This window comes from Pseudoalteromonas sp. CST2, from assembly GCF_028599385.1.
Classification (GTDB): Bacteria; Pseudomonadota; Gammaproteobacteria; order Enterobacterales; family Alteromonadaceae; genus Pseudoalteromonas; species Pseudoalteromonas atlantica.
Map to the genome: position 1 here is coordinate 70,692 of NZ_JAQREO010000006.1, position 13,645 is coordinate 84,336.

The following is a 13,645-nucleotide window of genomic DNA, read 5'->3' on the forward strand; positions in this document are numbered from 1 at the left end:
ATACCTTAAGTACATAGGCATAAAAATAAAACACTGAACACATTAAGGATTTATATGAACAACTCTAAACGAACACACACACTTAAATATCTACTTTTTGCCAGCGCTGCGTTTTTAATGAGCTTTTCTGCACTGAGTAAAGATCACAAAATTATACTGATCCACGGCTTACAGGTATCGCAAATAACCAATAAGTCGGGCAGCGATGTAATAAACGACGGTGAAACCTATTGGCAAACCTATTGGAATAACCGTGCTGATGAACGTATTGATTGGCCTGCCTATGAGCGCATTGAAGGTAAAATTGCGACCGATTGGGTATGGCCTAAATTAAAGCAAATATCGCGTTCTAACTTATGTGCTGATGGCTGTGTGCTAGTGACGCATTCAACAGGCGATTTAGTTGCTCGCCATATTATTGATAACCAAGCTAATTGGCTTGAAAATGCCGGCCTTACACCACTTAATATTGTGGCGACCTTTGATTTAGCGGGAGCAGGGGGCGGCAGCGAGCTTGCCGATATTGCTGTAAGTGCTTTAACTGGCGCAGCATGGAACTTTGCAGTGGATGCAGCACTCAAATGGTGGTTAGGCAGCGATGTAACAGAAGCGGTGGGCGTATTACACGATTTAAAAGTAAATAACGCACGCAAAATTTCGCCGTTTCCAGATGCGCGTACGCCGCGTTTACGTTTTGTAGCCGATGGTAATGAGTACCTAGGTTTAACGGGCGGGTTTTTAAAAGGTAATGATGATTCGGTGGTGGCATCGCATTCATCGTGTGGAGCAAGCGCGGCTAAATCGTTTGGTAGTTGTAGTAGCAGTATTGATACTAATGGCCAGTTAAAATCGCAAGGCGATGCCGTTAATAGCTTTATGCCGCACCATTATCCAATGATGATGAGCGACAGCTACAGCCACAACGAGATCCATAATGCGCAGCGCAAAGGGAATGTCACAATTGCCATGAACAATATAAATGTAGATGGTCAAAATATTGGCTTTAACACATTTGATAAAACAACGGGTACTTGGTTTTGGAAAAAACACTACCGCTATATTAAGGATTCAAACACACAAAGTGCCTCGGCACTTATTTATAGCGTGATCCCTTAATAAGTACCTAAATTTTATAAACGCGTTAGGTATTAAACGCTAGAGCGTGTAGTTATTTGCTGCACGCTTTGAAAGGATTGATGCAACATGAAAAAGTTTTACATTGGTGCCGCTGTAGTCAGTATTGCGATGTTTTTACTGTGGTTTACAAATAAAAATGAAGTTAAAACACTTGAGCCTCCCGCTGCGCTGGCAATAAAAAACAAGACAGATCCAGCAAGCCCAGATAAAAACACGGTAATAACCATTGATGTGCCAAAACAAAAACAGGCAAAAAGCCCTCCCAAAATACATTATGATCAGCACTTGGCCAGTGCCGCAGAGCATGTGGCAATGCAATACCAAAGCGCACTAAAATACCCGCCTTATTCGCAGCCTTTAAGCGCACTTGATGAAGACCGTTTAAAGCCTAATCAGTTTTACCCAGTTACAAGCCCCATTGACGATGCGGGTAATGCCCTCGTTGTTAGTTTAGATAAATATCGGTTTGTATATCCGCAAGAAATAACCATTAATATTGCTGCGCAAAACCTAGCAGAGGTAAATGTAGCGCTAAGCAATACCGATACTAAAGCCTCAATCAGTTCAAAAACCACCACAGCTCAGCAGGGTGAAGCTACGGTTAAATTTAAAGCCAGTGAAGACTACCCGCGAAATTTACAGCTATTCGTAGAGGCAAATGTTGCAGGTAAAAAGGTACCTGCAGTTGCGCAAATACAGTATATGCCACCCAGTGCGACGCTTATTGATTTTGATAATGCCTATGCACAAAACGAAAACATGATAGCCACAGCTCATTTAAAAGTGCTTAAAAGTGGCTTATATAGAATTAGAGCTAATTTATACAGTGATACGACCCCACTTGCACATTTGGTGACTAAAAAGAAACTTTCACAAGGCAGTCAAACGGTGGATTTAAAGGCGCATTGGTCGGTATTACCACAAGGGGTGGTTAACATGCGTTTAAGTGACTTTGTGATAGAGCGCATGTCGCCAAGCCCAGGTGAGCGTAATAGTTTTGGTAGCAGTGAGATTACTGAGTTTGAAATTACAGATTTTGCCTACGATAGTTTGCAACAGTTGCCTTATCAAGCAAACGAGCAAGAGCGAATGAGTTTAGAGTTTTTAAAAGGGTTAGCTGATAAAGGCGCTTAGCAGGATTAATGAGTATAAAAAAAGGGGCAAGTAGCCCCTTAACTGTATTTTTAAAACCGTTAGCTTAGGTTAATAGTAACCACATCAGCTTGTTGCTGTTGGTTTTCATCTTCATCGCTTACAGGCGCGTTAGGTATATCTGGTTTATCGAGTGCTATATCGCCGCCATCAATAACGTCGCCGGTTTTTAGGTTTTCAAAGTCAAATAGCTCTGTATCGGCTAAATGCGAAGGCACCACATTTTGCATTGCAGTAAAAATACTCTCAATACGCCCAGGGTGGTCTTTATTCCATTGCGCTAGCATGTTTTTAGTGTGTTTACGTTGCAGGTTTTCTTGTGAGCCACATAAGTTACACGGAATAATAGGGTAGCCTTGGCTAAATGCGTATTTACTTATATCGGCTTCTTTACAATAAGCGAGTGGACGAATAACCATATGCTCGCCGTTATCGCTCATTAATTTAGCCGGCATGCTTTTAAGTTTACCGCCGTAAAACATGTTTAAAAAGAGTGTTTCGATCATGTCATCGCGGTGATGGCCAAGGGCAATTTTAGTTGCGCCCATTTCTTTGGCTGTACGGTACAAAATACCACGACGTAGGCGTGAGCAAAGCGAACACGTGGTTTTACCCTCAGGAATGATATCGGTAACAATACTGTAGGTGTCTTCTTCTACAATTTTGTATTCAATATCTTGTTTATCAAGGTACTCAGGTAAAACGTGTTCAGGAAACCCTGGTTGTTTTTGATCGAGATTAACAACAAATAAATCAAATTTAATAGGCGCCACACGCTTTAAATGTTTAAGCATATCAAGCATGGTGTAACTGTCTTTACCACCCGATAGGCATACCATTATACGGTCGCCTTCTTCTATCATGTTAAAGTCCATGACGGCTTGGCCAGTAAGACGGCGTAAACGCTTTTGTAGCTTATTTAAGTTGTATTGAGCTTTGGCTTGAGCTGAGTGAGACACTACGCCCCCTTATAAAACAATGCGGCAAATTATTTGCTGAAAATAAAGGGGCGTATTATATACCCAAGTACTATGGGTATTAAAGCGCTAGTTAAGGCTTTGTTTAACTTTTGGCAAGCGGGCTTACATAGCCATCAGGTTTTAATGCCAAGACATCGCAATCTAGGCTATCAATTACGTGCTCGGCAGTGTTGCCAACCAATGCGGCACTTAGCCCCGTACGCCCTACGGTGCCAATCACCACCAGTTCGCTATTTAAGCGATTTGCTACATCGGGGATCACATCCTCCGGTAGGCCTTCTTCTATAAAGCATTGCTCATTAGTTAAACTAAAGGTTTTAGCAAGCTCGTTGGTAGATTCTATGTGGTGTTTTTTTACAGATTCGTTATAAAGCCCAGGGTTAAATTCTGGTATCTCTATAGCAATATTAATGGGTGTAGCAGGGTAGGCATTAACTAAGTTAAGTTTAGCGTTGGCAAGTTCACATAAAAATTGTGCATCTTTAATAATGCGTTTATTAAGGGCTACATGCTCATCGTTTTCACTAACCGCATTGACTGCGGCTAAAATATTACCTTGCTCAGGCCAGGCCATTTCTTTTACAAATAACACAGGTGTGGGGCATTTACGTACTAAGTGCCAGTCGGTAGGGGTAAAAATAACCGATTTTAGCGCACCATGCTGATGGGTACTTTTAACAACTAAATCGTATTCTTGTTCAATAACGGTATTAATAATGGCTTCAAAAGGGCGGTTATGCCAGACCACCTGGGTGGTGATATTTACATCTGGGTAGGTAGAAATCATATCCTTAAGCCATAATTCTCTATCGTTTATAACGGCTTTTCGCATTGCTTCGCGCTCTTCAAACGACAACATGGTGGTCATTTCGTAAGAAAAGTCGTAAACAGTCATAAAGGCGGTAATACTGGCGCCTGACTTTTTGGCTAAATCAATCGAGCGAGCTAAACCGTGATGGTCATCCTTAGTGGGATCAATAACGGCTAAAATACGTTTAATAGTGTTCATATGCTACTCCCTTTTTAACTTACTTTCAGTGTAACGTAAATACACAGCAGTTAAAGGGGTAGCACACAAATTGTTGTTCTAAATCAAAGTTACAACACCTATTAGCTTAGCAAGGCTTAATTATTGCTGCCGTTTTGGCGAGTGCGTCGCTATCTAAAATAGTAATAAATTTACCTTCTACCTTTATTAAGTCCGCTTTTTGAAAACGACTTAATAAGCGGCTGATGGTCTCAACGGTTAGGCCTAAGTAGTTACCTATTTCACCACGAGTCATGGTAAATCTAAACTCTTTACGCGAAAATCCGCGCTCGCCAAAGCGCTCCGAAAGGTTATAAATAAAGCTCGCTAGGCGTTCTTCTGCCGATTTTTTATTAAGAAGTAGCAGCATTTCTTGATCGTAGGTAATTTCGCTACTCATTAAACGCATAATTTGTTGGCGAAGTTTGGGTAATTTACCTGCTAACTCATCGAGTGTATCAAACGGGATTTCGCATACCATTGATGTTTCTAGTGCTTGCGAAAAGCTCTGATGAGCCATTTTGCTAATGGCATCAAAGCCGACTAAATCGCCGGCTAAGTGAAAACCGGTAATTTGCTCATCACCTTGTTCAGACAATGTGTACGATTTAAATGAGCCTGAGCGTACTGCATAAATTGCATTAAGCGCAGCACCGGATTCAAACAAGTAGTCGCCTTTGTGCAGGGGCTTTTTGCGTTCAATGATTTCGTCAAGTTTATCCATTTCTTGGCCATTTAACGAAAACGGCAAACACAATTGGCTGATGCTGCAGTTGTTACAGCTAATTGCACAATTACTTTTAGCGCGACTTTGAGAGAAATCCATAATTTAATCCGTTTTAATTTTATACACAGCAATGAAAATAAACCAAGTGGCTTAATGCCGCTGACGATTAATGTACTAGTTTGTCGATGGCAATGATCAACAGGTACATACCATACCAAATTATAATACTGCCTAACACAATTCGCGTCCATGGGTGGTTAATAACACTATTAAGTTTTTGGGCGGCCAGGCCTAAGGTGATCATGGCCGGAAAGGTGCCAAGCGCAAAACAAAGCATCACTAAGGCACCATCAAATGCGCTAGGGCTGGTCATTGCCCATGTGAGCGCTGAATAAACCAAACCACAGGGTAGCCACCCCCACAACGCGCCGTAACCCAATGCTTTAGCTGTTGAATCTACCGGCATTAAATATTTATTAAGCTTAACAATATGCTGCCAAATAAGTGTTTTACCTATTTTTTCAAGCCATTGCAAAGTGGGGCCTAAGCGCATTATATACACGCCTACCAGCAGCATAAAAATAGCCGCAATGAATGAAAGGGTTACAGAAAAAAACGTATTTTGCTTTGCAAATTGGCTACTTATACCCGCAACGAGTGCGCCAGCCAGCATGTAGCTACAGGCTCGGCCAATGTTATAAGCAAATGAATAAATAACAGATTGGCGCTTGTTACTGGCCAATTGCAATGAGCTGGCAATACCACCGCACATGGCAAGGCAATGCCCGCTACCAATTAAGCCCATTAAAAAGGCGCTGGTGTAAAGTGGGTCAATCATTACTTTTGTTGTGCTGTTCTTTATCATCTTCAAACAAAATACTATGACCTTGTTTGTTTAAATCAGAGAATTGCTCGCTTTTAACGGCCCAAAAAAACACGCCAATGGCAATAATCACAAATAATATGGCAATCGGGATTAAAATATAAATTATGCTCATAACTTTAAAAGCCTTAGTGAATTACTAATCACAATAATTGAGCTGGCAGACATACCAATAACGGCCATCCACGGGGCAACAAGCCCAAGCGCTGCAAGCGGTAAAATGGAAGCATTATACAACAAAGACAGCGTCAGGTTTTGCTTAATGATTCGCCTGGTTTGCTTGGCAACATTGAGTAGGTGCGCAATTGAGGCTAAATCACTGTTTAACAGCACTACATCGGCACTGTTTTTAGAAATGTCGGCTCCGGTTTCCATTGCAATGGATAAATGGGCACTGGCAAATACTGGGCTGTCGTTAATGCCATCGCCTACCATGGCAACTACTTCGTTTTGTGATGACCATTGCTCCACGGCGGTTTGTTTATCTTTAGGCGACAGGGCGCTTTGGCTGCTGTTGAGCTTTAATTGTTTTGCTATTTTTTGCCCAGCATCTGATGCATCGCCTGTGAGCATATGACAGCTTAAGTTTTGTGCTTGTAAGGTACTTATAAGCTCACTGGCACCGGGTTTTACTTTATCTATAAAGTAAAAACGAGCAACTACGCGTTTATTTATAAATAGGCTTGCTTGGGCATTTGTTTTTTTACTGTCAAACCAGCCGCTTTTACCAATAGCGTAATGTTCATCTGCGCTTTGTGCACTAATGCCCATACCTGGGTGTACAGTAATGTTTGTAAGGGCAAGCTCGGTGGTGGCGTATTTATTAAATGCACTGGCTATGGGGTGCTCAGAATAACGCTCTAACTGGGCTGCAATATTAAGCGCTTGCTCTTTAGAGATTGTGTCATCGAGTATATCAATGGCATCTAAGCTAAATTTACCCTGTGTGAGGGTACCTGTTTTATCAAAGGCAAACAGCGTTAATTGCGAGAGGGTTTCGAGCACATGTGCTTGTTTAATTAGCACCCCTTTGCGGGTGAGCGTGGCTACAGCGCATGTTAATGCGGTAGGTATAGCAAGGCTAAGTGCGCAAGGGCAAGTGGCAACCAATACAGAAATAGTGATCCAAAATGCGTGCTCTGGGTCAATTTGGTACCAGCCAATGGCCGTTATAGAGGCAAAAACTAGCAAGCAGGCAATAAACCACTGGGCAACTTTATCGGTAATTTCTACCAGTTTAGGGCGCTTGGTAAGCGCAGTGTGTTGTAAGTGTATAATTTGGTTTAGTAGGGTGTTTTGGCCAATTTTATTTATTTTTATTTCTATTACGCCATCGTGATTAACACACCCGGCATACACATTGTGGCCAATAAACTTATTAACGGGCTGATGCTCACCGGTCATCATCGACTCATCAACGCTTGTTTGCCCCTTGATAAGCTCTCCGTCAGCGGGGATAGTTTCGCCAGCTTTTATGAGTACAACATCATTAAGCTTAAGTTTTTTAGCAGCAATAATATGCTCTTGGCCATTATCATCAAGGGTGCGGGCGGTTAAAGGCAGCAGCTTTTGTAAGTTGGCGGTAAACTCGCTGGCTTTTAATCGGGCTCTAAACTCAAGGTATTTACCTAATAATAATAAAAAGGTAAACATACATACCGATTCAAAATACACTTCGCCTACTTGCATAAATGTGGCATAACAGCTGGCGCTATACGCACCAAAAATAGCCAGCGAAACGGGTAAGTCCATATTTAACTGTTTTGCTTTTAAGCCATTAATAGCATTAGTTAAAAAGGGTAATGCGCTGTATAAAATAACGGGGGAGGCAAGCACTAGGCTTATCCACCTAAAGTATTGCTCAAAGTTATTATCCATACCCGAGAACATGCCAAAGTACATGGCAAAGGCAAACATCATCACTTGCATGGTCATCAGCCCTGCAACACCTAAGCGGCGTATATAGGCTTTTGCTGTTTGTTGCTTTTGTTGGGCTTCGTCATCGGCTTGGAACGGGTAAGCTTTATAGCCAATTTTGGCTAAGGAAGTAATAATTTCGCTTAGCGGGGTTTGGGTTTTATCCCATTGGATCATGGCACGGTTAGTTGAGGTATTAACATCAACGCGCTTTACCGTTTTTAAGCTAAGTAATTGCTTTTCGATAAGCCATGCACACGCGGCGCAGGTAATGCCTTCAACACTTAAAAGTACTTGGGATAAGTTATCGGTTGTGGCTATAAACTCATCTTGTATGTCTTCGTTGTCGTAGCTTTTAATAAACGCGAGTTGCTCAGGGACTAACTGCTCTACTTTACCAGCGCGTACGGTGCGGTATTTGTAATAGTCGGTCATGCCTTGGTCAACAATGTTTTGCGCAACTGCTTGGCAGCCAATACAGCACATAGGCTGTGGCGTGTTATCTATTGTTACGGTTGCGCGAAATCCATTTGGCACACTTTCAAGGCAATGAAAGCAAGAAACGCTCATAGTGGTGGCTACTTATAATTTGGGGTAACTAACAAAGGCTGCTCTGTAGGAAGAGTAATGTTTTCTTTTAACTTCCAACTACCATCCACCGGCTCTATAAATACAGAGTAAGCACCTGGTGTGTAGTTATCTAAAAGGGCAGTAAATTCTTTATTTGCATTAGGGGTAAGCGTTGCTTCAAAGTCATGCGCTTTGATGGTGCGATGATAAAAAGACAGCTTTAAAGCGTGTACGTTACTATAATCGCCTTTGGTAAAGGCAAAACTGGCACGCTCGTTTGTAACATTAAGCTTGCCATGTAAAAAAAGTGCTTTGGCTTTTTCAAACTTAGTAAGTTCTAAGTTTATTGCTTTGCCTTTTTTATAGTAATCATCAACCACCATATCTGGGCCGTTGCCCACAGCAGTAATAATTAAGGTTATGCACCCAATAATGGCCGCTAGCGGAAAAAAGATTAAAAACCAAGGCCAAAAATTTTTATACCACGGAGTAGGTTGCATAGTTGCTCTAAAATTAGTTTAGGTAGGGCTATTTTATAGCAAATATTTGTAAAAGACTAAAAAAAAGCCTCCGACTGGAGGCTTTTTTGATCTGGATTAATCTGTTGAAATAAAAAGATTAATTAATAGTTAACTCGGTGTTTATTTATCTTGCGATAAACTGTAAACATAGGCAGTTAACAGGTGAATTTTATCTTCACCTAAAATGTCTTTCCATGCTGGCATTACACCGGCGCGGCCATGGTTAAGGGTTTCTTCAACAGCGCGTTGAGAACCACCGTATAACCAAATGTTATCTGTAAGATTTGGTGCACCAAACGGTAAGTTATGTGCAACAGAGCCTTTACCATCTGCACCGTGACACGCGGCGCACATCGCAAACTTAGCGGCACCCGCAGCGGCATCTTTTTGGTTAACAGTACGACCAGACAAGCTAAGTACGTGCGCTGTCATTTCTTTAACGCCTTGCTCACCAAGTGCTGCACTCCAAGAAGGCATTGCGGCTACACGACCATAAAGAAGCGTTTCTTTAATTTTGTCTGGTGAGCCACCGTATAACCAATCTTTATCAGTTAGGTTAGGGAAGCCTGTTGCACCACGTGCATCTGAACCATGACATTGCGCACAGTTTTGCGAGAATAAACGCTGACCAATTTCAAGTGCTAACTGGCCGTCTGTTTGTTCATGCTTTTCGCCATTTTCAAGGGCTACTTGCTGCGCTGCATCACCTTCAAATTTAGAGTTAACTAAATCTAATACTGGTACTTGTGCAAGCTTGTTAAAAATAGGACCAAAGCGCTCTTGTGCTGCTTCGTATTCTTTATCAAGCTTTACATAGCGGCCTTCTTCTTTTGCTTTAGCCGTGGCTTCTTTAGATTCCGCTAAAGAGGTAATACCTTGGTTAGAGCTTGTCCATTTACCTAAGCCTTCCCAGTTACCTAAACCTGGATAAGCTGCTAAGTAATATACCGACCAAATAAATGTTGCGAAGAACATGTACGTCCACCATTTTGGGAGTGGATTATTTAGTTCGGTAATGCCGTCATATTCATGTCCGCAGTCTTCACCTTCTTTTACGCCAGCATAGTTTTTAAGGTTCCAAACTAATAAGCTAAAAATGATGATTAAGCAGGCTAGGGTTAATACAATAACCCAAATACTCCAAAAGCTAGTCATTTTTCAGACTCCTTTTCCTCGTTAGAGAGTGTGTTGTTATGTTTTTTTTCATCTTCGAAAATGGCATTAGCAGCGTCATCAAAACGATTTTTGCTACGCTTGCTGTATGCCCATACAACAATCACAATAAACAATACTAAAATTACCAGAGTCAAAATGCCTCTGTATGTTCCGTAATCCATAATAATTACTTCAAGTGGGTGCCAAGTTGCTGTAAATACGCGATTAGGGCTTGCATTTCTGTTGCGCCTTCGCCGTTATTCATAGCGTTAACTTTATCAACATCTGCTTGTAGCTCTTCGTCGCTGCCATAACCTAAACCCAAGTGTTTAGGGTTTTTTGGGTTGATAGCAAAAGTATCACGGAAAATTTGTAGTTTTTTCAGAGTCAGGCTGGTATCAACCTTTGTCTCTGCTAACCAAGGAAAACCTGGCATGTTCGACTCAGGAACCACGGCGCGTGGGTCAACTAAGTGTGCATAATGCCAATCGTCCGAGTAACGGTTACCTACACGTGCAAGGTCAGGACCAGTACGTTTAGAACCCCATTGGAAAGGGTGATCCCATACTGATTCGCCCGCTACAGAGTAGTGACCGTAACGCTCAACTTCATCACGAAAAGGACGAATCATTTGTGAGTGACAGTTATAACAACCTTCACGTACATAAATGTCACGGCCTTCCATTTCAAGCGCGTTAAGTGGGCGCAAACCTTCTACAGGCTTTGTTGTATCGTCTTGGAACATTAGCGGAGTAATTTCAACTAATGCACCAAAACTAATAGCAAAAACAGTCAGAATAGCCATTAGGCCAACGTTCTTTTCTACTATTTCATGTTTGTTTTGTGAATTTTTATTGCTCATCATCTCACTCCGTTATGCTAATTGTGCTTGCGCGTCTAACTTCAGTGATTCTTTCTCAGCTGAAATTGTACGCAGAACGTTGTAAGCCATAACTAACATACCTGTAACGATGAATACACCGCCTACAAAGCGCATAATATAGAAAGGATGTGATGCTTCTAAAGACTGAACAAAGCTGTACATTAATGTACCGTCAGAGTTAACTGCGCGCCACATTAGACCTTGCATAACACCTGAGATCCACATTGCAACAATGTAAAGTACAACACCTACTGTGTGTAACCAAAAGTGCGTGTTAACCAATTTAACGCTGTACATACGACCTTGTGCGAATAACGCAGGGATAAGGTGGTAAATAGCACCAATTGAAATCATCGCAACCCAACCTAGTGCACCTGAGTGTACGTGGCCAATAGTCCAATCTGTGTAGTGAGATAATGCATTTACAGATTTAATTGCCATCATTGGGCCTTCAAACGTAGACATACCGTAGAAAGACAATGAAACAACTAAGAAACGCAGTACTGGGTCGGTACGTAGCTTATGCCAAGCGCCAGAAAGCGTCATTATACCGTTAATCATACCACCCCAAGACGGTACAAACAGGATAATAGACATAACCATACCTAAACTTTGCGTCCAATCAGGAAGCGCAGTGTAGTGAAGGTGGTGAGGACCTGCCCAAATGTAAAGTGAAATAAGTGCCCAAAAGTGAACTACCGATAAACGGTAAGAGTAAACTGGGCGACCTGCTTGCTTTGGTACAAAGTAGTACATCATACCTAAGAAACCAGCCGTTAGTAGGAAACCTACAGCGTTGTGACCGTACCACCACTGAACCATTGCATCTACCGCACCTGCGTAGATTGAGTATGATTTAGTTAACGACACAGGCACTGCCATGCTGTTTACAATGTGTAGCACTGCAACAGTAATAATAAAGCCAGCGTAGAACCAGTTAGCAACGTAGATGTGCGATACTTTACGTTTGATCAGCGTACCAAAAAATACCACTGCGTAAACTATCCATACTACCGCGATTAAAATATCGATTGGCCACTCAAGCTCTGCATATTCTTTAGAGCTAGTAATACCCAGTGGTAATGTAATTACGGCTAATACAATAACAAGCTGCCAACCCCAAAAAGAGAAAGCGGCGAGTTTGTCTGAGAAAAGGCGCGTTTGACAAGTACGTTGAACGACGTAATAAGACGTCGCAAAAAGTGCACTGGTACCAAATGCGAAAATTACTGCGTTCGTGTGTAACGGACGTAGTCGAGAGTATGTTAACCATGGTGTATCAAAGTTAAGTGCTGGCCAAGCTAATTGGGCAGCAATCAGAACCCCAATACTCATGCCAACGATGCCCCAAATCACTGTCATAATAGCGAATTGGCGTACAACTTTATAGTTATACTCAGTTTGTGATGCTACTGTTTGGCTCATTTTCTGGCTTCCGCTGCAATAAATGCGTTTAGAAATGAATTACCCACCGTTTAAAGTGGGGCCTACTATTTTCCCCAAGCGTATTACCTAAAACGTTCAAAGCCTGAATGCTTCAGAAAACAAACTCGAGAAACCCTTATTTTTTGCGGGTGAAATGATAAATTTTTTGGCCTAAAAAAGATAGGTCAATTACATAAAATTATGACATCAATCAAAGTTTGTGAGTTTGTTGTTTATTTTTTGATACAGATTGTACCTATATTAACCAAACATCACACTGGCTATTGTTATTTCAAAGCATGCTAATTAAGATTTGTTTTTATTTAGCGCGGATTTGTTATGCATATATATAGATTATCTTTGTTTTTAATGCTGTTTTTTGTATTAACAGGCTGTGACAATGCCAACCAAAAAGATCAAAAAGCACTGTTAAAAACAAATTGCGACACGAATCAGCGCTGTATTTATAATACCGGTGTTAAAGTATGGTTAAGTGATAAAAATATTACCCCCGAAACCCCCTTTAGTATTTACCTTGATTTACCCGCCCACCTAAAAATAGATAACGCTAAGCTTGAAAGTATAACCATGTATATGGGTTTTATTCCGCAAAAGTTCACTAAAGAAGCAACTATTTATAAAAGTGACACTATGGTGGGCATATGCTCTGAGAAAAATATGCTGTGGCAACTGGTGCTTAATTTAAGCAATGTTCAAACTGGTGAGCAAATCACTCACTTTTATAATTTTTACGTAACGTATTAAGAAACCTTTTCATGCCAATCATTTTTTTAGCTGGCGCATAACAAAAGTCAGCTATTAATTAGGTATTACTATAATAAGCTATTCCTATAATAAGGCATTACTATTTAGCGGTACGTCTTATATATGTAGCGCTGCAATAGCAAGTGTATAAAATTGTATTTAAAGCACTAACACATTTAAACCTCTTTGCTGCCTTGTATGCTGTAACCTTTTTTTTCATTCTCATCTGTTTTATGTTGGTGTGCTTACTCGTTCTTGTTATAGAGTGAATTGCCTTATGCCAATAGGGTGTATTTTACTTGTTTATAGTAAAAGCGTATTGCTTGCATTACCGAGCATGTAAAAGTAGATCCTGCTTAGTTTCATGATAACTATTTTAATAAAGTTAAACGCCCTCAAATTAAGACCCTCTAATGATTTGCTAAATCAAATAACTCCTCCCGATCCGAGCAAACGTTGAAGTCTCGCTGAACAAAAAATATTACCAAAAAGACTAAATAAAT

The 13,645-nt window shown here is 41.1% G+C and carries 14 protein-coding genes; 3 read left to right on the forward strand and 11 right to left on the reverse strand.

Annotated elements, in window-relative coordinates; translation table 11 throughout:
• Window positions 1-54: 54 nt before the first annotated feature.
• A complete protein-coding gene (locus PSH41_RS10135) occupies window positions 55-1,116 on the forward strand; it encodes a hypothetical protein (RefSeq protein WP_273589908.1) in 1,062 nt (353 codons plus the stop codon).
• 87 nt (window positions 1,117-1,203) lie between these two features.
• Window positions 1,204-2,271, forward strand: a complete 1,068-nt coding sequence (locus PSH41_RS10140) for a hypothetical protein (RefSeq protein ID WP_024032582.1) — start codon at window positions 1,204-1,206, stop codon at window positions 2,269-2,271.
• Window positions 2,272-2,330: 59 nt separating this feature from the next.
• Here PSH41_RS10140 and ttcA read toward each other — a convergent pair whose 3' ends face one another.
• The 11 genes from ttcA to ccoN form a co-directional block, all read right to left on the reverse strand.
• Window positions 2,331-3,248, reverse strand: coding sequence for a tRNA 2-thiocytidine(32) synthetase TtcA (gene ttcA, locus PSH41_RS10145; protein WP_029774533.1), 918 nt, complete (start codon window positions 3,246-3,248; stop codon window positions 2,331-2,333).
• Window positions 3,249-3,351: 103 nt separating this feature from the next.
• Window positions 3,352-4,278: a universal stress protein UspE gene (gene uspE / locus PSH41_RS10150; RefSeq protein ID WP_273589909.1), complete on the reverse strand. Its 927-nt coding sequence runs from the start codon at window positions 4,276-4,278 to the stop codon at window positions 3,352-3,354.
• Window positions 4,279-4,384: 106 nt separating this feature from the next.
• Window positions 4,385-5,122: an FNR family transcription factor gene (locus tag PSH41_RS10155; RefSeq protein ID WP_024032585.1), complete on the reverse strand. Its 738-nt coding sequence runs from the start codon at window positions 5,120-5,122 to the stop codon at window positions 4,385-4,387.
• A 67-nt stretch (window positions 5,123-5,189) separates the two neighbouring features.
• Window positions 5,190-5,861, reverse strand: coding sequence for a sulfite exporter TauE/SafE family protein (locus PSH41_RS10160; protein WP_273589910.1), 672 nt, complete (start codon window positions 5,859-5,861; stop codon window positions 5,190-5,192).
• Entirely contained in the window at window positions 5,854-6,021 is a 168-nt protein-coding gene (gene ccoS / locus PSH41_RS10165; RefSeq protein WP_002963071.1) for a cbb3-type cytochrome oxidase assembly protein CcoS, read from the reverse strand. Before ccoS ends, PSH41_RS10160 begins: the two co-directional genes overlap by 8 nt.
• On the reverse strand, window positions 6,018-8,393 hold the full coding sequence (locus tag PSH41_RS10170; protein ID WP_248451145.1) for a heavy metal translocating P-type ATPase: 2,376 nt from the start codon (window positions 8,391-8,393) through the stop codon (window positions 6,018-6,020). Before PSH41_RS10170 ends, ccoS begins: the two co-directional genes overlap by 4 nt.
• 8 nt (window positions 8,394-8,401) lie before the next feature.
• Window positions 8,402-8,893 (reverse strand): FixH family protein, encoded by a 492-nt coding sequence (locus PSH41_RS10175; RefSeq protein WP_004588822.1) that lies wholly within the window; start codon window positions 8,891-8,893, stop codon window positions 8,402-8,404.
• A 141-nt stretch (window positions 8,894-9,034) separates the two neighbouring features.
• Window positions 9,035-10,069 carry a cytochrome-c oxidase, cbb3-type subunit III gene (gene ccoP, locus PSH41_RS10180; RefSeq protein ID WP_054982343.1) on the reverse strand — a complete coding sequence of 345 codons (1,035 nt, stop codon included), beginning with the start codon at window positions 10,067-10,069 and terminating at the stop codon, window positions 9,035-9,037.
• Window positions 10,066-10,251, reverse strand: a complete 186-nt coding sequence (locus PSH41_RS10185; protein ID WP_004588824.1) for a CcoQ/FixQ family Cbb3-type cytochrome c oxidase assembly chaperone — start codon at window positions 10,249-10,251, stop codon at window positions 10,066-10,068. Before PSH41_RS10185 ends, ccoP begins: the two co-directional genes overlap by 4 nt.
• A 5-nt stretch (window positions 10,252-10,256) precedes the next feature.
• On the reverse strand, window positions 10,257-10,931 hold the full coding sequence (gene ccoO, locus PSH41_RS10190) for a cytochrome-c oxidase, cbb3-type subunit II (protein ID WP_256850593.1): 675 nt from the start codon (window positions 10,929-10,931) through the stop codon (window positions 10,257-10,259).
• 12 nt (window positions 10,932-10,943) lie between these two features.
• Window positions 10,944-12,377, reverse strand: coding sequence for a cytochrome-c oxidase, cbb3-type subunit I (gene ccoN / locus PSH41_RS10195; RefSeq protein WP_004588826.1), 1,434 nt, complete (start codon window positions 12,375-12,377; stop codon window positions 10,944-10,946).
• A 339-nt stretch (window positions 12,378-12,716) separates the two neighbouring features.
• Here ccoN and PSH41_RS10200 point away from each other — a divergent pair, with 339 nt between their 5' ends.
• The gene (locus tag PSH41_RS10200) at window positions 12,717-13,142 is read left to right on the forward strand and encodes a hypothetical protein (RefSeq protein WP_054982344.1); all 426 of its coding nucleotides are present in this window, start codon (window positions 12,717-12,719) and stop codon (window positions 13,140-13,142) included.
• The last annotated feature ends 503 nt before the right edge of the window (window positions 13,143-13,645 follow it).